At 63.4% G+C, this 21,256-nt stretch carries 22 protein-coding genes; 14 read left to right on the top strand and 8 right to left on the bottom strand.

The features are described from left to right. Positions 1–54: 54 nt before the first annotated feature. Positions 55–1,383, top strand: coding sequence for a Cdc6/Cdc18 family protein (locus ACOZ4I_RS09685; protein WP_423998945.1), 1,329 nt, complete (start codon positions 55–57; stop codon positions 1,381–1,383). Between the two features lie 676 nt (positions 1,384–2,059). Here the strand turns inward: ACOZ4I_RS09685 and ACOZ4I_RS09680 are convergent. Continuing rightward, positions 2,060–3,214, bottom strand: coding sequence for an acyl-CoA dehydrogenase family protein (locus ACOZ4I_RS09680; protein ID WP_423998943.1), 1,155 nt, complete (start codon positions 3,212–3,214; stop codon positions 2,060–2,062). A gap of 125 nt (positions 3,215–3,339) precedes the next feature. On the opposite strand from ACOZ4I_RS09680, the gene ACOZ4I_RS09675 reads away from it, so the two are divergent. After that, positions 3,340–4,113, top strand: coding sequence for a hypothetical protein (locus ACOZ4I_RS09675; protein ID WP_423998941.1), 774 nt, complete (start codon positions 3,340–3,342; stop codon positions 4,111–4,113). 46 nt (positions 4,114–4,159) lie between these two features. Here the strand turns inward: ACOZ4I_RS09675 and ACOZ4I_RS09670 are convergent, their stop codons facing one another. The 5 genes from ACOZ4I_RS09670 to ACOZ4I_RS09650 all read right to left on the bottom strand — a co-directional run bounded on the left by ACOZ4I_RS09670 (position 4,160) and on the right by ACOZ4I_RS09650 (position 8,816). After that, a complete protein-coding gene (locus ACOZ4I_RS09670) occupies positions 4,160–5,812 on the bottom strand; it encodes a long-chain fatty acid--CoA ligase (protein ID WP_423998939.1) in 1,653 nt (550 codons plus the stop codon). A gap of 81 nt (positions 5,813–5,893) precedes the next feature. Then, positions 5,894–6,496, bottom strand: coding sequence for a chemotaxis protein CheC (locus tag ACOZ4I_RS09665; RefSeq protein ID WP_423998937.1), 603 nt, complete (start codon positions 6,494–6,496; stop codon positions 5,894–5,896). A gap of 107 nt (positions 6,497–6,603) precedes the next feature. Next, positions 6,604–6,996 (bottom strand): hypothetical protein, encoded by a 393-nt coding sequence (locus tag ACOZ4I_RS09660; protein ID WP_423998935.1) that lies wholly within the window; start codon positions 6,994–6,996, stop codon positions 6,604–6,606. A 69-nt stretch (positions 6,997–7,065) separates the two neighbouring features. Further along, positions 7,066–7,734 (bottom strand): O-methyltransferase, encoded by a 669-nt coding sequence (locus ACOZ4I_RS09655; protein WP_423998933.1) that lies wholly within the window; start codon positions 7,732–7,734, stop codon positions 7,066–7,068. A 47-nt stretch (positions 7,735–7,781) separates the two neighbouring features. After that, positions 7,782–8,816 carry a DUF7504 family protein gene (locus ACOZ4I_RS09650; RefSeq protein ID WP_423998931.1) on the bottom strand — a complete coding sequence of 345 codons (1,035 nt, stop codon included), beginning with the start codon at positions 8,814–8,816 and terminating at the stop codon, positions 7,782–7,784. Positions 8,817–9,094: 278 nt separating this feature from the next. Between ACOZ4I_RS09650 and ACOZ4I_RS09645 the strand changes: the two genes are divergently transcribed. Beyond that, positions 9,095–9,256 carry a hypothetical protein gene (locus tag ACOZ4I_RS09645; RefSeq protein WP_174242951.1) on the top strand — a complete coding sequence of 54 codons (162 nt, stop codon included), beginning with the start codon at positions 9,095–9,097 and terminating at the stop codon, positions 9,254–9,256. A 7-nt stretch (positions 9,257–9,263) separates the two neighbouring features. Here ACOZ4I_RS09645 and ACOZ4I_RS09640 read toward each other — a convergent pair whose 3' ends face one another. After that, a complete protein-coding gene (locus ACOZ4I_RS09640) occupies positions 9,264–9,854 on the bottom strand; it encodes a thioredoxin family protein (RefSeq protein ID WP_423998928.1) in 591 nt (196 codons plus the stop codon). 72 nt (positions 9,855–9,926) lie between these two features. Continuing rightward, positions 9,927–10,256 (bottom strand): hypothetical protein, encoded by a 330-nt coding sequence (locus ACOZ4I_RS09635; protein ID WP_423998926.1) that lies wholly within the window; start codon positions 10,254–10,256, stop codon positions 9,927–9,929. Positions 10,257–10,361: 105 nt separating this feature from the next. Between ACOZ4I_RS09635 and ACOZ4I_RS09630 the strand changes: the two genes are divergently transcribed. The 11 genes from ACOZ4I_RS09630 to ACOZ4I_RS09580 all read left to right on the top strand — a co-directional run bounded on the left by ACOZ4I_RS09630 (position 10,362) and on the right by ACOZ4I_RS09580 (position 21,048). Further along, positions 10,362–10,856 (top strand): Lrp/AsnC family transcriptional regulator, encoded by a 495-nt coding sequence (locus ACOZ4I_RS09630; protein WP_423998924.1) that lies wholly within the window; start codon positions 10,362–10,364, stop codon positions 10,854–10,856. Continuing rightward, a complete protein-coding gene (locus tag ACOZ4I_RS09625) occupies positions 10,853–11,998 on the top strand; it encodes a pyridoxal phosphate-dependent aminotransferase (protein WP_423998922.1) in 1,146 nt (381 codons plus the stop codon). Before ACOZ4I_RS09630 ends, ACOZ4I_RS09625 begins: the two co-directional genes overlap by 4 nt. Before the next feature lie 144 nt (positions 11,999–12,142). Next, entirely contained in the window at positions 12,143–14,644 is a 2,502-nt protein-coding gene (locus tag ACOZ4I_RS09620; protein WP_423998920.1) for a type II/IV secretion system ATPase subunit, read from the top strand. Beyond that, positions 14,641–16,677, top strand: a complete 2,037-nt coding sequence (locus ACOZ4I_RS09615; protein WP_423998918.1) for a type II secretion system F family protein — start codon at positions 14,641–14,643, stop codon at positions 16,675–16,677. Before ACOZ4I_RS09620 ends, ACOZ4I_RS09615 begins: the two co-directional genes overlap by 4 nt. Before the next feature lie 57 nt (positions 16,678–16,734). Beyond that, entirely contained in the window at positions 16,735–17,253 is a 519-nt protein-coding gene (locus ACOZ4I_RS09610; RefSeq protein ID WP_423998916.1) for a DUF7287 family protein, read from the top strand. A gap of 1 nt (position 17,254) precedes the next feature. Continuing rightward, a complete protein-coding gene (locus ACOZ4I_RS09605; RefSeq protein WP_423998914.1) occupies positions 17,255–17,827 on the top strand; it encodes a DUF7288 family protein in 573 nt (190 codons plus the stop codon). Continuing rightward, on the top strand, positions 17,821–18,711 hold the full coding sequence (locus ACOZ4I_RS09600; protein WP_423998912.1) for a hypothetical protein: 891 nt from the start codon (positions 17,821–17,823) through the stop codon (positions 18,709–18,711). The genes ACOZ4I_RS09605 and ACOZ4I_RS09600 overlap by 7 nt, the downstream gene beginning before the upstream one ends. Continuing rightward, the gene (locus tag ACOZ4I_RS09595; RefSeq protein ID WP_423998910.1) at positions 18,708–19,169 is read left to right on the top strand and encodes a DUF7266 family protein; all 462 of its coding nucleotides are present in this window, start codon (positions 18,708–18,710) and stop codon (positions 19,167–19,169) included. The genes ACOZ4I_RS09600 and ACOZ4I_RS09595 overlap by 4 nt, the downstream gene beginning before the upstream one ends. After that, positions 19,166–19,912, top strand: coding sequence for a DUF7289 family protein (locus ACOZ4I_RS09590; protein WP_423998908.1), 747 nt, complete (start codon positions 19,166–19,168; stop codon positions 19,910–19,912). Before ACOZ4I_RS09595 ends, ACOZ4I_RS09590 begins: the two co-directional genes overlap by 4 nt. A 356-nt stretch (positions 19,913–20,268) precedes the next feature. After that, positions 20,269–20,505, top strand: a complete 237-nt coding sequence (locus tag ACOZ4I_RS09585) for a UPF0058 family protein (RefSeq protein ID WP_423998906.1) — start codon at positions 20,269–20,271, stop codon at positions 20,503–20,505. A 279-nt stretch (positions 20,506–20,784) separates the two neighbouring features. Then, on the top strand, positions 20,785–21,048 hold the full coding sequence (locus ACOZ4I_RS09580; protein ID WP_241692729.1) for a translation initiation factor eIF-1A: 264 nt from the start codon (positions 20,785–20,787) through the stop codon (positions 21,046–21,048). Positions 21,049–21,256 lie beyond the last annotated feature (208 nt).

Here is a 21,256-nt window from a genome sequence, read left to right as displayed (position 1 = left end):
ACTTGAACGGTGGTCGAGGGCTTTATATACCATCGTCCGGAAGACTGCCTACGGATGGTCGACGTGAACGAGAACCCCTTCGACGGGACCGACGCGATCTTCGAGCGGAAGCAGCCGCTGAAGAAGGACACGTTCACTCCCGACACGATCTTTCACCGCGACGAGGAGATCGAGTTCTACATCAACGCGCTGCAGGACGTGATCGTCGGCCACGACCCGAACAACGTCTTCGTCTACGGCCCCACCGGCGTCGGGAAGACCGCCGTCACGAAGTGGGTCCGGGACAAACTCGAAGAGAAGGCCGACGCGGAGGAGATTCCGCTCACCGTCGTCGGCCCGATCAACTGCCGGAACTACCGGTCGGCCTACGCACTCGTCAACACGCTCGTCAACGAGTTCCGCGACCCCGAGGACCAGCTTCCGGAGAGCGGCTACAGCACGGACAGCGTCTTCGAGTTTCTCTACGAGGAGATCGAGGCTGTCGGCGGGAACGTCCTCATCATCTTGGACGAGATCGACAACATCCCCGCAGAAGCCCGAAACGACTTCCTCTACGAGCTTCCGCGGGCGGAGGCCAACGAAAACACGCCGATCACGGACGCGAAGGTCGGGCTCATCGGTATCTCGAACGACCTGAAGTTCGTCGACGTGCTGGAACCGAAGGTGAAGTCGACACTTGGAGAACGTGAGATCAAGTTCGGTCCCTACGATGCGAACGAACTGCGGGACATTCTCGGCTACTACGCCGACATCGCGTTCCGGGACGGCGTCCTCGGCGACGAGGTCGTCCCGCTGGCGGCCGCGTTCTCTGCACAGGAGCGCGGTGACGTGCGCCAGGGACTCCGAATTCTCGAGAAGGCCGGCGAGTACGCCCGGATGGAGGGTGCGGAGGGCGTGACGGAAGCTCACACGCGCCGCGCGACAGACACGATCGAGACCGACGAACTCCTCGACTACTTCGAGCACGACCTCAGTTCCCAGCAGGCGCTGACCTATCTGGCGACGACGCTGGCGCTTATCGAACCGAAACACGAAGCGTCGACGAAGCGCATCTACAACCTCTACTCCTCGATTGCGGAATCGAGCGGCCGTCGGGTCAAGTCCGAGCGCAAGATCTACGAGTTCCTCGATCAGCTCTCGATGCAGGGGCTCGTCCGCTCCGCCGAGCGGAACCTCGGTCGGAAGGGTGGCCGCAAGTACATCTACGAGGTCACCGACGACCCGGCCGACATCATCAGCGCCGCGCTCCAGTCCTCCTACAGCGACGCCGTTCCGAGCAACGTCGACGGCATCCTCGAACACTATCTGGAGGGTGAAGCGACCGAGTTCGAAGCGCCGGACACGACCGACGACGAGCAACAGAATCTCTGGCAGTTCACCTGAGCACGAACAGAATCTCTGGCAGTTCACCTGTGGACGGTCCGTCGCAGGACCGAAGAACACTTGCAGCGTGGTGTGTGGGTGTCCGTCAGCCACCGGTAGTACCAGGGGCTATCGCGACGGAGAACAGTTGCAGGCCGGTGTGTCTTTGTGCTGTTCGTGAACTCGTTCCTCGAAGAAATTCCATGCTAGCGGCCCGATTACCTGTGGAAACACTTGCAGGGTGGTGTCTGGTGGCTGGCCCACGTCGGGACGGAACGAGACTTCTCCTGATATCACTGAAAACACTTGCAGGGTGGTGTGGTCCCGGAACTCGGCGGTTCAGGGTGTGACACGGGGGCGATACCAGCCCTGCGGAACACTTGCACGGTGGTGTCCCTCGCTCTCGGGTACGAGTGACGAGACCGACAGAGTCGTCACGAACCCACTGGAAAACACTTGCAAGGTGGTGTGGCCCGGTGCACCGGTCAGTTCTGTGTCTGACTGGGAGCGCCCTTCGGGCTCGGGGACTGGGACTGTCACCATGAGCCACCGATGTCCGCGAGAAACACTTGCAGGGTGGTGTCTCAGCGATTTCAACGGCCGATACGTCGGCGACCAGGAACACTTGCAGCGTGGTGTGTGAGGACACCACGTTCCACGGGCGGGAGTGTCCCATTCGCCCCCGCGATCCGGCCCGTCACTGGGGCGCCTGGTTGTAGATGAGGTTCCGCTGGATGTCGTTGGCCCCTTCGTAGATGACCGGGATGCGAACGTCGCGGTACACACGGGAGATGCGATTCTCCGTCAGGACCGAGCGGCCGCCGTGGAGCTGCATCCCGCGCTCGGCACAATCCATGGCGGCCTCGGTCGCCTGCGTCTTCGCGAGGGCCGCCCAGTAGCCGGCGTTGTCCTGCTCGGCGACGCGGTCGGCGGCGTGCCAGGTCAGCGTCCGGGCCGACTGGAAGTCCAGTTGCATGTCGGCCAGTTTGTGCTGGACGGCCTGGAACTCGTCGACGGTCTTGCCGAACGCCTCGCGGTCGTGGACGAACGCCCAGGCCTCCTCGATGGCCGCGGCGGCGAGTCCGACGCCGTGCCCGCCGACGATGATCCGGCCGTGGTTGAAGAACTCCGCGAGCATGTAGAAGCCAGCCCCTTCGACGCCGATGAGGTTCTCCTCCGGGATGCGACAGTCGTCGAGGACGATGTGGGCCTGCTTGGACGCCCGAAAACCCATCTTTTCCGGGATGTGCTCGGCGTGGTAGCCGTCGGCGTCGGTCGGCACGATGAACAGCGAGTAGTTCCCGTAGCGATTGTTCGGATCGTCGCCGGTCTTGGCGTACAGCGTGACCCAGTCCGCCTCGACGCCGTTGCCGATCCAGTACTTCTCGCCGTCGAGGACCCACTCGTCGCCGTCCTTCTCTGCGGTGGTCGACATCCCGGCGAGGTCGCTTCCGGTCTCCGGTTCGGAGACCGCGAGCCCGGTGAGCTGGTCGTTCTCCGCGACTGGACGCAGAAACTCCTCCTTCTGCCACTCGTCGCCGTGGTCCTCGACGATTTCCGCCCCGAAACTGGCGAGCTGGAGCGTCAGCGCGATGCCCGCGTCGGCCTTGTAGAACTCCTCGGCGATGGCCAGCACCTGGTGGAGGTCGAAGCCGCGGCCGCCCCACTCCTCGCCGATGTCCTGTGCGACGAGTCCGGCGTCCATGCCGGCTTCGAGGACCTCCCACGGGTACTCGCCGGAGGCGTAGTACTCGGCCGCCGCGGGTTCGATGTGTTCCGTCGCGAACTCGCGGGCGGCTCGCTTGACCTCGCGTGCGCGCTCCGGGACGAGTGTCTCGGACAGTAGCTCCATATTTCCATCATGGCTCGAACTGGCATATAATTCGTGAAACTCGGACAAACCACGACGAAATTGTTTTCGGAAAATTGCTGATAATCGGCCAGCACGCTTTTGCGTGCCAGTAGCCAGGGTCGGATATGAACCGTCGTGACTATCTCCTCACCGGCGCGAGCCTCGGAACGGCCGGACTCGCCGGCTGTTCGTTCCTGGCCGCCGCCGCGACACCTGCGCCGAACGTCCCGGAACAGCGACTCGACGACGGCGGCTGGACGCGCACGAACCAGGCCTCGGAGACGGTGCTGGAGCGAAGCTACGGCCCGGTCACCATCGAAGCGGTGTCGAACACGGTCCAGTACGTCGACGAGCAGTTACAGGAGCGCGTCACCAGCCGCACGCTCGATCAGGTCCAGACCGCGCTGTCGGTGTTTTTCGCGACCCGCGTCGACTTCAGTCCGAACCTCGACAACCTCCCCGCCGGGGCGGGACGGGCAGAACTCCTGAGCCAGGTGCAGTCGAACGCCCGCGAGACCTTCGAACAGCAGATGCGGAACCAGGGACTCACCGACATCGAGAAGTCCGGCGAGGGGACGATCGACATCGACACCGGCGAGACGGCGGAGACCATCCGGCTCTCGGCCGCCTACCCCTTCCAGGGCATCAGCTTCGACGTGACAGATGACAAGTCCGTCGAGATTCCGCCGGCCGACATCGACATCTCGGCGCTGCTCGCCGTCTGGCACCACGGCGACTACGTCCTCATCTCCGGCGGTGCCTATCCGGCCCAGAACTTCGACCAGGTCGTCGAGAACTCCCTGAGCGAGGGAATCACGGTGACCGTCGACGTGGACCTCGGCCTCGAACCGGAGGCGTACCGGACCGAGATCAGAGGGCTCGTCGCCGGCGTCCAGTAACCGCGCCGACCCAGCGGTGCACTCTCGGCCGCCGCTCCCCGATTGCTCACTCCGGTGCGGCATCGTCGGGCACGTGCCCCTCGACGAGCGACTCGTCGCCGTACTCTTCGCGGAGGGCCTTCTTGTCGAACTTCCCCGTCGCCGTCTTGGGCACCTCGTCGATGACGACGAAGTTGTCCGGGACCCACCACTTCGGATACGAGTCGAGGATGTGCGCGCGGAGTTCGTCACCGAGCGCGTCCTCGTCGGCGTCCGCCGTCGGCACGATCATCGCGAGCGGACGTTCCTGCCAGCGCTCGTGGGGGACGCCGATGACCGCCGCCTCCGCGACGTGCTCGTGGGCCATCAGTTCGTTCTCCAGTTCGACCGAGGAGATCCACTCGCCGCCGCTCTTGATGACGTCCTTGGCGCGGTCGACGATCTCCATGTACCCGTCCTCGTCCACGGTGACCACGTCCCCGGTCTTCAGGTAGCCGTCCTCGAAGTCCGTCCGGGTTGCGTCGGGGCGTTCGAAGTACTCGGTCGTCACCCACGGCCCGCGGATGTACAGTTCGCCGAAGTCCTCGCCGTTGTGCGGGACCTCGTTGCCGTCGTCGTCGACGACGCGGAACTCCAGTCCGGGCGAGACGAGTCCCTGCTTCGAGCGCTTGGCCAGTTGCGTCTCGTAGTCGGCATCTTGTAGGTCGCTCTTGAGAGTCGCCACCGCGCCGACGGGTGCCGTCTCGGTCATCCCCCACGCGTGGACGAGTTCCACGTCGCGGTCGTCGAACAAGCGGATCATCGCCTCCGGGGCCGCACTGCCGCCGACCACGAGGCGCTCGAGCGACGAGAGGTCGACGTCGTTTTCCTCGACGTACTCCATCAGCCCGAGCCACACCGTCGGGACACCGGCGGTGACCGTGACGCGCTCCTCCTCGATGAGCTGGGCCAGGTCCCCCGGGTCGGGCTGTGGGCCGGGGTAGACGTGCTTCGCGCCGCCGGCGGTCGCCGAGAACGGCAACCCCCAGGCGTTGACGTGGAACATCGGAACGACGGGCATCACTACGTCGTCGTCGGCCAGCGGGATGCCCTGCGGTGACTGGATACCCATCGTGTGCGCCCAGAGCATCTGTTGGGTGTACTCGACGCCCTTCGGGCGGCCGGTCGTCCCCGACGTGTAACAGAGGCCGGCGGGTCGGTCTCCGTCGAGCGTCGGCCAGTCGTACTCGGTGGGCTGGTCCGCGATGAACGACTCGTAGGCGACCGCGTCGAGGTCCGTCTCCGGTAGGTCGTCGCTCATCACCACGTACCGCTCGACCGAGTCGAAGGGCTCGGGGTCGTCGGCGACGGCTCCTTCGAGTTTCGGTAACAGCGACACGTCGACGAAGATAATCCGGTCCTGTGCGTTCTCGACGATGTACTGGACGTGTTCGTCCGGGAGGAGCGGGTTGATCGTGTGTAGCTGCGCGCCGATCCCGGGGACGCCGAAGTACGTCTCGAAGTGTCGGCTGGTGTTCCAGCAGAACGTCCCGAGGCGCTCCCCGTCGCCGTACCCGGCGGCGTCGAGGGCGTTGGCTAACTGTGCCGTCCGCTCACCGTACTCGGCGTAGTCGTACCGGACGAGTCCCTCGTTGGTCCGCGAGACGATCTCCGTGTCCGGGTACAGTTGCTCGGCGCGCCACAGGAACGGTCGCAGCTGCTGGGGAGAACCTCCTGGCATACCGTGCTCCATGGGCGCATGATACATGAAGTCCTGCTAAATTGTTCATGAGGGAAACAGAGTTTATCGGTGGGTCGATTCCTACACTTCGATCTCTTGCATCAGATCTACGAGCTCCTCGAGCTCCGGGAACGTGTAGACCTTGACGTTGATGTCGGACTCCAGTGCGTGGACGCGCGAGTCGAACATCAACGCCATCTCGTTCTCGCGGTCGCCGACGAGCTGGTCGACCATGCCGCTGCCCGGTCCGAAGGTGAAGTTCGGCGTCGAGATGTCGATGGTCGTATCGAGGACGTTCGCCCAGCCGTCGATGAAGCCGCTGGTCATGATGTTGCCGATCTCCTGGATGGCGGAGCGTTCCATGTCGGTGAAGCCGCTGGCGTTGGGGTCGGTCTCGCCCATGTCGCCGATCATCCCGCTCGCGAGGTCCTTCGCGCTGGCGGCGTTGAACAGAAAGAGGATGTGACCGTGCGGTTTCTCGACCATCTCGATACTGATACCGATCTGCTTCTGGTCGCCGACGTGGGTCTTGATGTCGGGGATGTCGATGAAATTGATCTTGGTGATCTCCATCTCCGTCTCCATCCCCGTCATCTGGCTCAGGTGGTTCGCGACGGTGTTTCCGCCCTCCTTTGCCATCTGATTGAACAACCCGAGCTTCCGTATATCTATCATCAGACTCATGCGTTAGGACTAGCCGTTGGCCCTCAGTTACCCTGCCTCCTACATAAGCTATGCACCCGCATTTTCGCAGACGAGAATCGGAGGCCCGTGAACGGACCGCGAGCGCGTCAGAACTGTTCGGCCGTGTCGATTCCGATGACGATCCCGCTCTCGTCGGCATCGAAGTTGTCGTCGCCCCGCACCGACGACGCGAACAGCAACTTCGCCTGTTCGGTGTGGGCGAGCCTGGCCGCGTCGGCCACCGCGCCCTCGAACTCGAACTCCCCGAGGAGTTCCTCCCAGGCCTCGTCGGCGACACGGTATGCTCGGGTCCCGTCGACGGTAACGTAGTCGTACGTCCGCTCGAACCGGCCGTGTCGACCGATGAGGTCGGCGTGGAGCACGACCAGCGCGTCGCACAGGTCGCTCTCGTCGACGCCGGCCCACTCGGACGCACGCTCGATAACGGCGCTGTCGAGCCCCGATTCCGTCGCTGCCGTCCCGGTGTCGGCGTTCGCCATAGTGCACGCTAGTTGTTAACGAACGACCATAGCATTTGGGTACACCGTCGCGCCTAGTCGAATGCCGGCTCAGTCGACGCGGACGCTCACCGCGACGCCCTCGCCGAGGGGCAGCAGGCCGGTCTCGAAGGCCGGGTCCTCGCCCACGCGTTCGAGATAGGTGGCGATGCCGTGGCTCATCTCGTTGGCGTCGACGTCTTCGCCGTCGAGGAGCGCGCGCACCGCCTCGAAGTCGAGCGGGCCGGCCTCGATCATGTTGTCCGCGACGACGGCTCCGCCGACGGGGACCTTCTCACGGACGGCCTCGAACGCCTCGGCGTAGCGGTGCTTCTCGTTGTCGATGAGGACCACGTCGAAGGGGCCGTCGTAGTCCTCGACGATCGCTATCGCGTCGCCGTGTTCGAAGGCCGCCCGGTCGGCGAAGCCCCCGCGCTCCAGAAATTCGCGCGCCTCGTCCAGTTCGTCGGCGTCGATCTCCGTCAGCACGATGCGTCCCAAGTCGGGGATCGCGGGAGCCATCCAGTACGCGGAGTAGCCGAACCCGGACCCGAACTCGAAGACGCGCTCGGCGTCGACCATCCGCGCGACGAGGCGGAGCCAACCGCCGACCGCCGGGCCGACCGTCGGAAATCCCTCGCGGTCGGCCTTCGCGTCCATCTCCGTGATGACGTCGTCGGCGTCGGGGGCGATGGTTCTGGCGAACTGCTCGGTGACCGCCGGTAGCGGTGTCTCGTCCATGTCGGTGTATGCCGCCAGCGGTGACATAAAGGTACGACTGGCGGCGACTATCCGAGTTCGAGACGCTCGACGTACCGCATCGCCGACTCTAGCGCGGGGTTCGGGTAGTACTCGACCGTGTTGTCGTCGGCGTCGTACGAGAGGATTCCCAGGTCGTCCAGTCGCGGGAGGTGATTGTGCGCCAGGGACACGCTGACCTCGTCGCGTGACTTCGGCGTCCTGCGCGCGGGAATCGACTTCTCGCGCTCGTACACTCGCTCGACGAGTTCGTCGAGGTCCATGGTGTGTTCCGTGCGGTCTTTCAGGTGATAGAGCAGACAGCGGCGCCGGGGCGAGGAGATCAGTTCGAGCACCTGATCGAAGGAGTAGGGGATCGGAATGGTCTCCGGTTCCTGCGGGTTGCCCTTCGCGACCCCGCCCGGCGGTGCGACCGAGTCCCGGAACGTCGGCGCGTCGTCGTTCGGGGAGCCAGTTATCGTCCAGCCGTGGTCCGGGATGTACTCGCAGACCACGTCGTACAGCGGGCGAAACATCTCGATGGTCTCCTCGGTGCTCTCCTCCGGGTCCATGTGGTGGTGACACATCACGCCCATCTCGCTACACTGTCTGTTGAGCGCGGTCACGAGCGAGATGACGCGGTCGCGCTCCCACTCGTTCAGGAGGTCTGTGAGCGAGTTGAGACACAGGACCGACGGGCCGTCTGCGGCCTCCCAGCGTCCGAGGTGACGGGCGACTGCGAGCCCGATGTCGATCGGCTCGACGGACGACTGGAGCGTTTCGAGCGTCAGTGAGGGAAACGCGCCCGATCCGGCAGCCTGGGATTCGGCCGGGAGCTGACTTCCCGCGTCGAGGATGACTGCCTCCTCCGGCATCTCGTCGTCAAGTTGCTGCTGCCAGAGTGAGAGCTGTGAGTCCGGGGACTCCGCCATCGTGACGCAGATGGCTCTCGACTCGCGCAGTCCGTGCTCGGACAGGAGGCTGGTACAGCCCTCGCACTCGGCGTTGCTCCCAGATCGTGCCAGTAACAGGACCGAAGACGCGCTGTCGATGAACTCGTTCGGTGTCTCTGACCCGCCGGTCATTGGATATTGTATCGTACCAGCAACCATAAACCCATCAATCAAAAATAGTTCGGGGTTCGTGACATCTAATTGTTCAGTGTTCACAGGCAACACTACCGGAACGTTCATGACTCACACGGGGATGCCGGTTCGCTTCGGGCAGGAATTTTCCGGGGAGGGCCCCCTCACGCAACGACGACAGATCTCAGCGCGCCGAATTCGCCGACCGACCGGACGCGGGCGGCGCAGTTCTGGCGCGAGACAGAGGATTTTTGCGAGGGTACGCGAACAGTACGGACATGCCGGTCATGGCGAGCGACGACTTCTCCATCCACGCCGACGGGTGTGACCAGTTCGACGACGGGATGCCGATCTCCTCGCTCCCGGACGAGGTCACGTCGATCGAGGACCTCGACTGCGAGTGCTGGAGCGGGTTCGACTCGCTCGACGAGATCGAGTGACGCCGACTCAGGCGTCCCAGTAGTCCGGTTCGTTCCCGGGTTTCCACTTGATCGAACAGCCCCGTGACGGCTTCTCGGCGGCGGTGATGTCCTCGCCCGCGAGCAGCGTCTCGATGTGGGCCGCCATTTCCCGTTCGCTCGGGTCGTCGTCCGGGTTCGGCGCGTCGTCCAGGCGGCCGTGATAGGCCAGTTTGAACGTCCCACCGTCGTTGCGGAACAGGAACGGGTCGGGCGTACAGCGAGCGCCGTAGGCCGCCGCGACCTCCTGTGACTCGTCGAAGAGGTACGCGTCGTAGTCGATCTCGCCGCGCTCGACGAGTTCCTGCATCTGATCGAAGGAGTCGTCCGGGTACTCCTCGGGGTCGTTCGAATTGATCCCGACGACGGCGAGGTCGTCGTAGTCCGCCGCGAGACGGTTCAGTTCGTCGATCTTGGCCTTCGCGTACGGACAGTGGTTACACGTGAACACGACGAGCAGGGCCTCGTTGTCGGTGAACTCGGCCAGCGAGTGCGTTTCCTCGTCTGTTCCGGTGAGTTCGAACGACGGGGCCTCGTCACCGCGCTGGAGCACGTCGGATTCCGAGTCGAGTGAGACCATCGGCCGTGATTTCGGTCGCCCCGAATAAAATCCCACGGATAGTACCGTCGCCGACAGGACGGGCGGTCGCCCTCAGGCGTCGGACTGCTGGTCCCGGACCGCGTCGTCGAACGCCATAGCCGCCTCGAACACTGGACTCCCGTCGTCCACGGAGAACACCGTTTCCTCGCCCTCGTCTCCGTGCTTCTCCAGCAGACCGACGGTGACCAGTTCTTCGAGCGTGCCGTCCAGATACAGCGACTTCAGCGGGACGCCTGCCTCGTCGCTCAGTTCAGTCTTCGTGTACCGCTCGGTCGGATCGAGTTCGAGTACCGCGTCGATCACCGCCGCGGCCCCGTCGTACGCGGCGATGAATGCCCACCCCGATTGCGAGTCGCTGCGTCGTTCACCCTCTTCGAACATTACCCGATCCTTACCGTGAACGGTATTAAAACCATCTACGGCCCGGATGCGACACTCTCTCACCATTGAGCAAGGCTTTTGTCCGCCTCGCTCCGCCACCTCTGTATGAGCAGTCGCCGCGAGATACTGGACCTGCTACGGGAGAACGCTCGCTACACCACCGAGGACATCGCTCGGCTGACGGACTTCTCCGAGAGCGAGGTAGCCGAGATCATCGAGGAGTTCGAGGAGGCAGGCGTCATTCGCGGCTATCAGGCGGTCGTCGACTGGAACGCCGTCGGGACCGACGAGGAGCGCGTCCGCGCCACGGTCGAACTCAACGTCACGCTGGACCGCGAGACGGGCTACGACGACATCTCCGAACGCATCGCGAAGTTCCCGGAGGTGACCTCGCTCCGTTTGGTCAGCGGTGACTACGACTTCGATCTGGAGGTCGAGGGCGACTCGATGCGGGAGGTCTCGCACTTCATCAGCGACAAGATCGCTCCGATCCCGGAGATCACGCAGACGGTGACCCACTACATCATGGAGTCCTACAAGGAACAGGGCATGGAGTTCGACGACCACGACGACGACGACAGGCTGTCGGTCTCACCATGACGCTCGAACCGGCCAAACGCGTCGACAGCGTCCCCCCGTCCGGGATTCGGCGCTTCTTCGAGTTGGCCGAGGAGATGGACGACATCATCTCGCTCGGCGTCGGCGAGCCCGACTTCTCCGCGCCGTGGGCTGCCCGCGAAGCGGCTATCGCCTCTCTCGAACGCGGGCGGACGTCCTACACCGCCAACCGCGGGAAGCGGGAGCTGCGGGAACGCATCGCCGACTACGAAGCGGCGACCCACGGTCTCCAGTACGACCCCGACGAGGAAATTCTCGTGACCGCGGGTGCGAGCGAGGGGCTCGACCTGGCGTTCAGGGCGCTGCTGAACCCCGGCGACAGCGTGGCCATCGCCCAGCCCTGTTACGTCTCCTACGTGCCCGGCGCGACGTTCGCGGGCGTCGACGTGGTCGACGTCCCGACTCGCGCCGAGGACGAGTTCAAACTCACACGCGACGTGCTGGAGTCGTCTGGTGCGGCCGACGCCGACGCGCTCGTCTACTGTTACCCGAACAATCCGACCGGCGCGACGATGACTGGCGACGAGATCGCCGAGGTCGCCGCGTTCTGTCGCGAGAACGACCTCGTCGTGTTCGCCGACGAGATCTACGCCGACCTCACCTACGAGCACGACCACACTTCGATCGCGTCGCTCCCCGGGATGCGTGAGCGAACGGTCGTCTTCAACGGCTTCTCGAAGGCGTTCGCGATGACGGGGTTCCGTCTGGGCTACGCGATGGCCCCGCCCGAAGCGATCGAGGCGATGAACCGCATCCACCAGTACTCGATGCTGTCGGCCCCGACGACGGCCCAGTACGCCGCGATCGAGGCACTCGACAACTGCCGCGACGAGGTCACCGAGATGACCGCCCAGTACGACCGCCGACGGAAGTACGTCCTCACCCGTTTCGAGGAGATGGGGATCGACTGTTTCCCCGCCGCCGGCGCGTTCTACGCGTTCCCGGAGTGCCCGTGGGAGGACGCCGACGAGTTTGCGGAGGCACTCTTACAAGAGAAGCGGGTCGCCTTGGTCCCGGGGTCGGCCTTCGGCGCGGGCGGCGAGGGCCATCTCCGCGTCTCATACGCGACCGGACTCGACGATCTCAAGGAAGCGATGGCCCGGATCGAGAGATTCATCGCGTAGTAGGAACCCGTTACTCTCGCCGAAACGTTCAGTATGGCTGACTTACTACTGTAGACAGATCGCGATGCACTCGCCGAAACGTATATATTATCATACACTTATCGGGGGTAAAGTTTTTTCCTGCGTACAAGGAGATGAATAACAATGGCTATCGATGATACCGGTGGGGGCGGTTCGGATCAGGTCAGTGGGGGCGGCCTGACTGACCGCTCGGCCCGGGTCGGCGAGTACACCTGGGACGACCTCCGCCGTGAACTCCACGACGGCGGCCGGTTCGATCGAAGCGAGTACCTCGGGTTCGAACCCCGAGAACTCCCCAACCGCCTCGAAGACGCTGCGAGCGCCGGAAAGACACTCGACGACCATTTTCAACAGTTTCTGGATCCGAAGACCACCCCTGTCGCCAAGGACGTCTACTCGTGGGAGCACTTCAAACGGGAGTACTACTACGAGGACGGCAGTCGCCCGCGCGACGGCGACGGCGCGGTCGTACCGTTCGACGCCAGCGAGTACCTCGGCTTCGACCCGGATCACACTGAACACAGACTGTCCGCCGCGGAGGACATTGCCAGCGAACTCCACGAGTACGTCGACGAGAACACGGTCGACGTGAATCCCGACCTCGACGAAGACGAGTTCTTCTCGACGCGCGAGGGACACACGACGGTCGTCAACCGATACGACCTCGAGAAGGCGGTCCCACAGTCGAAGAAGACCCACTTCTCTGAACTCGAACGCTACTGGGTGAACAAACCCTACGCCTGCGTCGTCATCTTCCACTCGCGAAAGGAGAACGAGAAGAAGTACTACGTCGTCGAACCGTACCTCAACGCGATCGAGATCGACCTCCGTGAGTTCCTCTCGGGCAAACTCAAGACCGCCATCAAATACTCCGAGGACGACGTCATCGTTCAGGGGACGGACGCGGACCGTGCGCAAGTCATCCAGCGCGAGGCCGAACAGCTCCTCTCGCGGTACGACCTCTACGACGGACCGGTCAACGCCGGCGGCGGGAGCGAGGGCGTCTTTGGTCAGGTCATGGAACTGTTCGGTCTCGACGAGAGCGACGACGACGAGACGACGGGACCACTGACCGGTCTCTCGACCCGCCCGGAGCCGGCCGTCATCGAGGACGACAAGTCGACACTGAACGAGTACCAGGTCGAGAAACTGCTCTACATGCTCAAGCGGGACTTCGTCGGCTACGCCCGCATCGACGCGGTCAAACACGACATCAACGTCGAGGACATCTCCTGTGACGGATACAACTCCCGGGTGTTCGTCTACCACACTGACTACGAGCAAATCATCTCCAACGTGGAGCACGGCAAGGGCGAACTAGACGACTTCGTGGTCAAACTCGCCCAGCGCTCGGGCAAGGGCATCTCGAAGCGCCAGCCGCAGGTGGACGCGACCCTGCCGGACGGCTCACGCGCCCAGCTGACCCTCGGCCGCGAGGTGTCGGATCACGGGACGAACTACACCATCCGTCAGTTCAAGGACGTGCCCTTTACCCCAATCGACCTCATCAACTGGAACACCTTTAGCTTAGACGAGATGGCGTTCCTCTGGCTCTGTATCGAGAACAACAAGAGCCTCATCTTCGCCGGCGGGACGGCGTCCGGGAAGACCACTTCGCTGAACGCGGTGTCGCTGTTCATTCCGTCGAACTCCAAGATCGTCTCCATCGAGGACACGCGCGAGGTCGAACTCCCCCAGCGAAACTGGGTGGCCAGCGTCACTCGCCCCTCCTTCGGGGAGGACGACAAGGGCGACGTCGACGAGTTCGACCTGCTGGAGGCCGCGCTTCGCCAGCGGCCCGACTACATCGTCATGGGTGAGATCCGTGGTGAAGAGGGGCGGACCCTCTTCCAGGTCATGTCAACTGGCCACACCACGTACACGACCTTCCACGCCGACTCCGTGGGCGAGGTCATCAAGCGGTTCACGACCGAACCGATCAACGTCTCGAAGACGCTGTTCACCGCGCTGGACCTCGTCTCGATCCAGACCCAGACCCGGGTCGACGGCAACAAGGTGCGCCGGAACAAGTCGCTGACCGAGATCAACGAGTACTCCGCCGAGAACGACGAGATCAACGTCAGGGACGTCTACGAGTGGCGCGCCGAGACGGACGAGTACATCCAGATGGGGAACTCGAACACCTTAGAGGAGATCAAGTTCGACCGGGGCTGGACACAGGAGAAGCTCGACGAGGAACTGTTCAAGCGCAAGGTCGTCCTGGCGTATCTCATCGAGCAGGGGCTGAACACGTACACGCAGGTGGCCGCGACGGTACAGGCGTTCGTCAACGACCCCGAGACCATCCTGACGCTCATCGCGAACGAGCAGCTCGAACTGTCGCTCGAAGACCTCCGCGAGATGGAGTCCGTCAAGATCGACATCGAGCCCGAGAAAGAGGAGATGGTCCCGCGGCCCGACGCCCCGCCGGAGATGGTCGAGGAGACCAAGCAGGTCCTCGACAACGCGCAGCCGCTGTTCGACACCTACAAGAGCCGCGAGACGCCGGACATCGTCTCGGCGTTGATGGACGGGGACGCGGATGCCGACGGCACTGGCGAGGACGACGGCATCGACTTCGGCCAGTTCGTTCCCAAGGCCGGCGCGGAGGCAGATAGCGAATGAGCATGGACACACCGGGACAGAAACAGCTCGGGAGCGGCGGTGCGCTCGGCGACACGTTCTACCCGGTGTACAAAATGGTGTTCGACGAGGAGGGCGACTTCGTCGACAGCGTCGAGAACAAGCTGGCCCAGGCCAGGATGGCGGACAACGTGGAGATGTTCCTCGCGCGTGCGCTCGCCGTGGGCGTCATCGCTGGCCTCGCGCTGTGGCTCGTCGGGACGCTGCTCGGCTACCTCCTCGTCCAGTTGCTCTTCGCCGGCGGCGAAGCGCCGACGCTGATCGGCATTCCGGTCCCGGAGAACGTCTCCGCCATCCTCGACGTGCTGAAGATCCCGTTCCTGGTGCTTGTGACCGGCGTGATATTCGGTGCGATCGGGTTCGCCATCGGGTTCGGCTCGCTCGTCTCCATCCCATATTTCCGGGCGAGCGCCCGAAAGCGTGAGATCAACGTCCTCCTCTCCGACGCCGTCTCGTTCATGTACGCGCTGTCGGTCGGTGGGCTCAATCAACTCGAAATTCTGCAGGCGATGGGACAGGCAGAGGACACCTACGGCGAGGTTGCAAAGGAGTTCCAGTCCATCGTCCTCGAAACGGAGTACTTCGACACCGACTACCGGACCGCGGTCCGCAATCAGGCGATTCAGACCCCTTCTGACGAGCTGTCGCAGTTCCTGACCGACATGCTCTCGATCATCAACTCCGGCGGGGACATGACCTCCTTCCTCGAAGACCAGAAGGAAAAGCACATGCGGACCGCCAGACAGGAGCAGAACAAGCAGCTGGAGACGCTCGAGCTGTTCGGCGAGATGTACATGACGCTCTCGCTGTTCCCGCTGCTTCTCATCATCATCCTCGTCATCATGTCGATGATGGGCAACGCCCAGCAGTCGCTCATCTACGGGACGGTCTACGGGCTGATCCCGCTGACCGGCCTGGGCTTTCTCGTGCTCGTCTCGACGGTCACGCAGGACTCAATCGGCGACGGCTACCTCCGGTCGAACGCCGGCGAGAAGGAGCTCGTCGTCGACGAGGGCGTCGGCGTGTTCAACCTCGGTCTCATCGAAAACTACGCCGGGACCTACGGCGTCTTCGACCGGATCAAGCGTCGCGAGGGGACCTACGAACTCATGGAGATCCTCAAGCGCCCGGACCTGTTCTTCCGCGACCACCCGCTGCTGGTCCTCGGGCTGACGATCCCGACCTCGATACTCGCGATCGTCGTCGCCATCGTCCTCGGGTGGGCACCGCTCTCGCTGGACGGGATGATCGCGGTTCCGGTCCGCTCGACGTTCTTCTGGGTGTACGTCCCGATGTACATCAACTTCGTCCCGCTGATGGTCTTCTACGAGTGGAACCTCCGCTCGCGGAAGGCGATCATCGGGAACCTCTCGGAGAACCTCCGCAAGCTCGCGTCCGCAAACGACACCGGGATGACCCTGCTCGAGTCGATCAAGGTCGTCTCCGAGACCTCCGCGGGCAAGCTCTCCGACGAGTTCGAGACGATCCACGCGAAGGTGAACTACGGGACGAGCCTGAAAGACGCGCTCCGAGAGTTCAACAACAAGTATCACGTCCCGCGGCTGGCCCGGACGGTGAAGCTCATCGCGGAGGCCCAGGAAGCCTCCAGCCAGATTCAGGACGTGCTCTCGACGGCCGCACAGGCCTCGGAGAACCAGGACGACATCGAGCGCGAGCGCAAGTCGCGGACGCGCATGCAGACGGTCATCATCATCATGACGTACCTGACGCTGCTCGGCGTCATGGCGCTGCTGAAGACGCAGTTCCTCGACGTGATGGCCGGACTCGCCACGCAGGCCTCGGGATCGAGCGGCAGCGGCGCGCCCGGCGGTAACTTCGGGGGCAGCGTCGACACGGACCTCCTGTCGATGTTGTTCTTCCACGCGGTGACGCTGCAGGCGCTGCTGTCGTCGTTCATCGCGGGCTACATCCGCGAGGTGAAACTCGTCGCCGGCGTCAAATTCGCGGTCATCCTCTCGACGATCGCACTGGTGGTGTGGATCGCCGTGGGGTAACGGACGCCCCGCGGTTCGACAGCAGACGTATCAGACGGAAAATAGGGTGTGTGGGATATGGATACAAGAGCACAAACTCCGCAGGACTTCGCCGTCGGGGTGAGCGTCCTGCTCGTGACGATAATCGGGGTGTTAGCGTTCGTACAGGGCAGTGCTATCGCCGTGTACGAGTCCCCGGACGTACAGCGCAGCCAACCGATCGCGGACCGTACTGCGACCTACCTGGTCGAGAATTTCACGGTCGAGGGGACGCGAAACCACCTCGCCTACAACACGACCGGCGGGATCAACGCGTCGCTCGACGCGGACACGGCCGAACTCGACGCGCTGAAAGCGGACGCGGGACTCCTCGTCGCGACCGACCGACGGGCGAATCCGCGCGTGAACGTGACGATCATCAACGCGTCGACGCTCTACGAGGGCACACGCGAGCCGGCGGTCGACGACGGTGACACGCTCGCCTGGGGACCCGACTCGACGGACAGACAGAACGTCGCGCGAGCGACCCGCGTCGTGAAACTGACCAACACCGACCAGTGCGACCCGGTGTGCTGGCTCGTGGTACGGGTGTGGTAACATGCGGGGACAAGCGTACACGCTGGAGGGCGTGCTCGCGGCCATTGTCGTCGTGACGGCGACGGTCTACGGACTCTCGGCGGTCGACACCGGCCCGTTCCAGACCGGTGCGGAGCAGCGGACGGCCGAGCTCGACGCGCGCGCGGCGGACCTCCTCTCGCTGGCTGCCGAGACCGGGGCACTGCAGAACGCGACGCGGTGTTACAGCGTCGGTGCCCCGACGCTCAACGGGAACCAGACCGGGAGTTCGACCGAGTTCGAGCGAATGCTGAATTACACGTTCGACCGGCAAGGCGACGAGTACAACGTCTATCTCAGCTACTGGGACCGGGACGCGAACGACAGGAAAACCGATCTCGTCTCGCAGGCGGCGAATCAGAACGCCGCCGACAATCCCGCCGACGCGGCCGTCGCGACGGAGACGGTCACCCTGACCGACGATATGCCGACCCGAATCGGCGACTGTAGTGGCACCGGCCCGCCGCTCTCTGCCGTCGGCGACTACTTCGCCCCGGACGCGAGGCCGGACTCGATCGTCTACAACGTCGTGGAGGTGCGTCTGGTCGTATGGTAGCGCGCGACCGCGGACAGTTACTGCTGATCGGCGGGGTCGCTATCGCCATCGTCGTGTTCAGTACGATCCTCTTCGCCCACAGTCTGGCCGTCACCGACGCGATCGCGACGACGGGAAGCGCTCACAGCATCGAGCGACTTGCTGATCGCGAAGCCTCCGTGAACCGTGACCTCGAACGGCTGGCCGTGGAGGCTCGCGGGGACGACCTCGACGGGTACGAGACGCGCTATCGGGACGCCCTCGTGAACTACACGGTGACCCACAACCGGGTCGTCGGCGGCCGTGACGGGACGTACCTCAACGCGACGCTGAACGAGACCGCCTCGCTCGGGACCGAGGTCAATCAGACGGGATCGGCACGGTTCACGCGACCCGGTGGAACCGGATCGAACGTCGACTGGACGATCGCTTCGGACGCCCCTCGCATCGTCGTCTTCAATCTGACCGTCAAGGACGTCCCCGGTGCCGGGACGCCGTTCACTCTCGTCGTCGAGGGCGACGGTGGCGGGACTTGGACGATGGACGTGACGGAAACGAACCCCGGTGCCGTCAAGCACGTGACCGTCAACGGCGGGCCGAGCGCGTGTGCCGACACCGGCGACGCCGAGATCGACGTGCTCGAGGGTACCTGTTCGATCGACGGGACGACGGGCACGTTTGCGCCCTTCACGTCGACGCTCGACGCCCCCTACACCGTTCGCATCGAGAAGGGCAACCGAGTGCGCGGGTCGTATCGGTTCGCCGCGATCGGTGACTTCCCCGGTACGAGCTACGACGCCGGCGACACTGCTCCCTACCCGGTTGTCCCCGCGGTCGACACCACGTACGACACGCCGTCGGCGAGCTACAATCGGACGGTCCTCGTGGAGGTGAACAGCACGTGATCGACGGATTCCGTCGGGACGACCGCGGCGTCTCGCCAGCCGTGACGCAGGCGCTGACGATCGGTATCACTGCGCTGTTGGTGACGGGGCTCCTCATCGGCGGGAGCCAGATGGTCGAGTCCCAGCGCGAGCGCGTGACCGAGGAAGCGCTCGAGAACGTCGGCGACGGTGTCGCGAGGGACTTGCTCCGCCTCGACGCGTTCGCCACGTCGGATCTCAACGGCTCGGTGGCTTTCCGGGCGACATATCCCGATCGGATCGCCGACCAGACGTACAACGTCGAGGTGACCGCCGACGCCTCGCGCACGCGCGTTTACGTGAACGCGACGGCGATGGATCGGTTCGCGGTCGTCCGGTTCGACAACGAGACGGCAGTCTGTCGGTCCTTCGCCAGCAGCGGGCCGATGATCGTCAGGTACAACGCGACCACCGACTGCATGGAGGTGGTCCGCGGATGAGGGACAACGAGATCGCCCGCGGTGAGCGCGGTGTCTCTGACCTGCTCGCGTTCACCCTGACGTTCAGCATCATCGTGGGTGGGATCGCACTGGTCTCCCTCGGCGGCCTCGGCGCGTTCGAGACGGTGCAACGCGGGGCCGCGGTCGACGTCGCGGAGACGACGATGGTCGGATTCGCCGAGACCACGAGCGACCACATTCGCGACGGCGCGCCGCGTCGAACGACCAGCATCAAGCTACAGGGGCACGGTCTCTCCCAGCGATCGTCTGCCCTCAACGTGACGGTCGACGGCGACTCGACGATAATTCAGAGTCGAACGCTCGTCCGCGAGACCGACGGCGGGAGCGACATCGTCTACACCAGTGGGGCGGTGTTCAGAGTGCAACCAGAAGGGCTGGTCGTCTCCCGAGAGCCGTCGTTCAGGTGTAGTCCCGACAGCGCGTATCTCTCAGTCCTTACGCTCACGGGCCAGACGAACTTCTCCGCGGCGAATCGCGTGACCCTGGAGACGTCGCTTCGGGACGAGACACTCGTCTCGCCGAAGGCCGGCGACGCTCCGACTGCAGCGACGGTCTCGGTTAACGTCTCCAACACAGCCTATCCTGCGGCGTGGCAGCGACTCTTCGAGAGAAATGCGCCTCACTGGGATCCCCATCCGAGCGAGTCGTACACCTATCGGTGTACGGGCATCGATCGTGCCGTGATACACAACACGTCAGTCAGCCTTCGGACGATCTCTTGAGGGTAGCCCTGGCACTCGACATGGTAGCTGCCACCTATCCCGGTCACTACGCCGATGAACGCCGCTCTTTTCCTGTTCGCGCGCGCCGCCGGGGATCCCCTCCGTCGCAACTCTCGGACGCTTCGTTGCGCGCCGCGATCCTGTCTACGTATCTGAACGTTCGGTTAATATCACTTACTGTGTAGGGAATATTAAAAATAGAAATAAACATTGAGGAGGTATAGCCGCTAAGTACGATGATTTAGAGGGGGCTTCTTTCATTCTGATACTGGTTTTAGAATAAATATCGGCGAAGTAACGTGATAACCGTTGGCAAGGTAGTACTATTACCCTCCAATTACAAGGGTTGGACACTAATGAAGAAACAAGAGCTCATTCACCTTCATAGCCTTCTCGCACAGGTACAGCACCACTACGAGGCCGAAGCCGATTCTGAAGTCGAACACGATCGATACGCCGACCTCGGTGTCAAACCGACATCGATTCACAAGTCGAAAACTGACCACAAGGACGCTGTTTTCGCTCTCGCAAATGAACTGACGACGGAGATGGCCGAGGCGACCGACGAGCCCCGCCCGATGGCGGCCGACTGACGTCGTTCGTCCGCAGATCGACTCTCTCCGACGATTCTCCTTTCCACACGTTTCGTTTTCTTCGATTAGCTACAGTACCAATTGACAGAGTGGCTTTTCGATCGCACTGCAGTCCTGCGATCGTGCGTGCCTGAAGTTCAATGGCTGCTTTCGTGTATCGGCGCTCGATTCGCAGCTCGCCCAATGCATGCCACACGCTATCGTAACTCTCAAACAACTTATACAGCGGGCGCACGTATTTATTCTGTGAGCGATGATACAGGGCGGCGGAATCTCCGCATGCCTACAAGCGACGAACTGTTTGCAGTGGTCACAGAACACCTCGGCGGCAATCACGTCCGAATCCTCTGTGAGGACGGAGAGACCCGAATGGGACGAATCCCGGGCCGGATGAAGTTCCGAACCTGGATCAACGAGGACGACATCGTTCTCGCAGAGCCCTGGGACTGGCAGGACGAGAAGGCCAACATCGAGTGGCGCTACAAGGGCCAGGACGCCGACCAGCTCCGGGCCGAGGGCCACATCGACTCCCTGACCGCATAGTCACGCTGTACTGACTCGTATCGACCGACGAACGCCACGCCGGTGCGGCTTCTCCGCGACTACCCGTGAGTTTCGTGACGCGTAGCGATCCGCCACGCGCACACGATTTCCCTGATACCTGCCCACTCAATACCGCTACCTATTGATATGTAATGCCGCCACGCCGCTGACGACAGAACTAATGTGAAAGATATCGAGAATGTATGTG

The sequence above is a fragment of the Haloarcula salina genome (assembly GCF_049603855.1).
In the GTDB taxonomy this organism is placed as follows: domain Archaea; phylum Halobacteriota; class Halobacteria; order Halobacteriales; family Haloarculaceae; genus Haloarcula; species Haloarcula salina_A.
Note: the sequence above shows the minus strand (reverse complement) of the source record. Positions and strands in the feature narration are given on the sequence as shown.

Excerpts from the sequence above, each read along its gene's own strand:
- ACOZ4I_RS09685 (WP_423998945.1), top strand. The coding sequence starts at position 55 with ATGGTCGACGTGAACGAGAACCCCTTCGACGGGACCGACGCGATCTTC.
- ACOZ4I_RS09680 (WP_423998943.1), bottom strand. The coding sequence starts at position 3,214 with ATGGAGCTACTGTCCGAGACACTCGTCCCGGAGCGCGCACGCGAGGTC.
- ACOZ4I_RS09675 (WP_423998941.1), top strand. The coding sequence starts at position 3,340 with ATGAACCGTCGTGACTATCTCCTCACCGGCGCGAGCCTCGGAACGGCC.
- ACOZ4I_RS09670 (WP_423998939.1), bottom strand. The coding sequence starts at position 5,812 with ATGCCAGGAGGTTCTCCCCAGCAGCTGCGACCGTTCCTGTGGCGCGCC.
- ACOZ4I_RS09665 (WP_423998937.1), bottom strand. The coding sequence starts at position 6,496 with ATGAGTCTGATGATAGATATACGGAAGCTCGGGTTGTTCAATCAGATG.
- ACOZ4I_RS09660 (WP_423998935.1), bottom strand. The coding sequence starts at position 6,996 with ATGGCGAACGCCGACACCGGGACGGCAGCGACGGAATCGGGGCTCGAC.
- ACOZ4I_RS09655 (WP_423998933.1), bottom strand. The coding sequence starts at position 7,734 with ATGGACGAGACACCGCTACCGGCGGTCACCGAGCAGTTCGCCAGAACC.
- ACOZ4I_RS09650 (WP_423998931.1), bottom strand. The coding sequence starts at position 8,816 with ATGACCGGCGGGTCAGAGACACCGAACGAGTTCATCGACAGCGCGTCT.
- ACOZ4I_RS09645 (WP_174242951.1), top strand. The coding sequence starts at position 9,095 with ATGCCGGTCATGGCGAGCGACGACTTCTCCATCCACGCCGACGGGTGT.
- ACOZ4I_RS09640 (WP_423998928.1), bottom strand. The coding sequence starts at position 9,854 with ATGGTCTCACTCGACTCGGAATCCGACGTGCTCCAGCGCGGTGACGAG.
- ACOZ4I_RS09635 (WP_423998926.1), bottom strand. The coding sequence starts at position 10,256 with ATGTTCGAAGAGGGTGAACGACGCAGCGACTCGCAATCGGGGTGGGCA.
- ACOZ4I_RS09630 (WP_423998924.1), top strand. The coding sequence starts at position 10,362 with ATGAGCAGTCGCCGCGAGATACTGGACCTGCTACGGGAGAACGCTCGC.
- ACOZ4I_RS09625 (WP_423998922.1), top strand. The coding sequence starts at position 10,853 with ATGACGCTCGAACCGGCCAAACGCGTCGACAGCGTCCCCCCGTCCGGG.
- ACOZ4I_RS09620 (WP_423998920.1), top strand. The coding sequence starts at position 12,143 with ATGGCTATCGATGATACCGGTGGGGGCGGTTCGGATCAGGTCAGTGGG.
- ACOZ4I_RS09615 (WP_423998918.1), top strand. The coding sequence starts at position 14,641 with ATGAGCATGGACACACCGGGACAGAAACAGCTCGGGAGCGGCGGTGCG.
- ACOZ4I_RS09610 (WP_423998916.1), top strand. The coding sequence starts at position 16,735 with ATGGATACAAGAGCACAAACTCCGCAGGACTTCGCCGTCGGGGTGAGC.
- ACOZ4I_RS09605 (WP_423998914.1), top strand. The coding sequence starts at position 17,255 with ATGCGGGGACAAGCGTACACGCTGGAGGGCGTGCTCGCGGCCATTGTC.
- ACOZ4I_RS09600 (WP_423998912.1), top strand. The coding sequence starts at position 17,821 with ATGGTAGCGCGCGACCGCGGACAGTTACTGCTGATCGGCGGGGTCGCT.
- ACOZ4I_RS09590 (WP_423998908.1), top strand. The coding sequence starts at position 19,166 with ATGAGGGACAACGAGATCGCCCGCGGTGAGCGCGGTGTCTCTGACCTG.
- ACOZ4I_RS09585 (WP_423998906.1), top strand. The coding sequence starts at position 20,269 with ATGAAGAAACAAGAGCTCATTCACCTTCATAGCCTTCTCGCACAGGTA.
- ACOZ4I_RS09580 (WP_241692729.1), top strand. The coding sequence starts at position 20,785 with ATGCCTACAAGCGACGAACTGTTTGCAGTGGTCACAGAACACCTCGGC.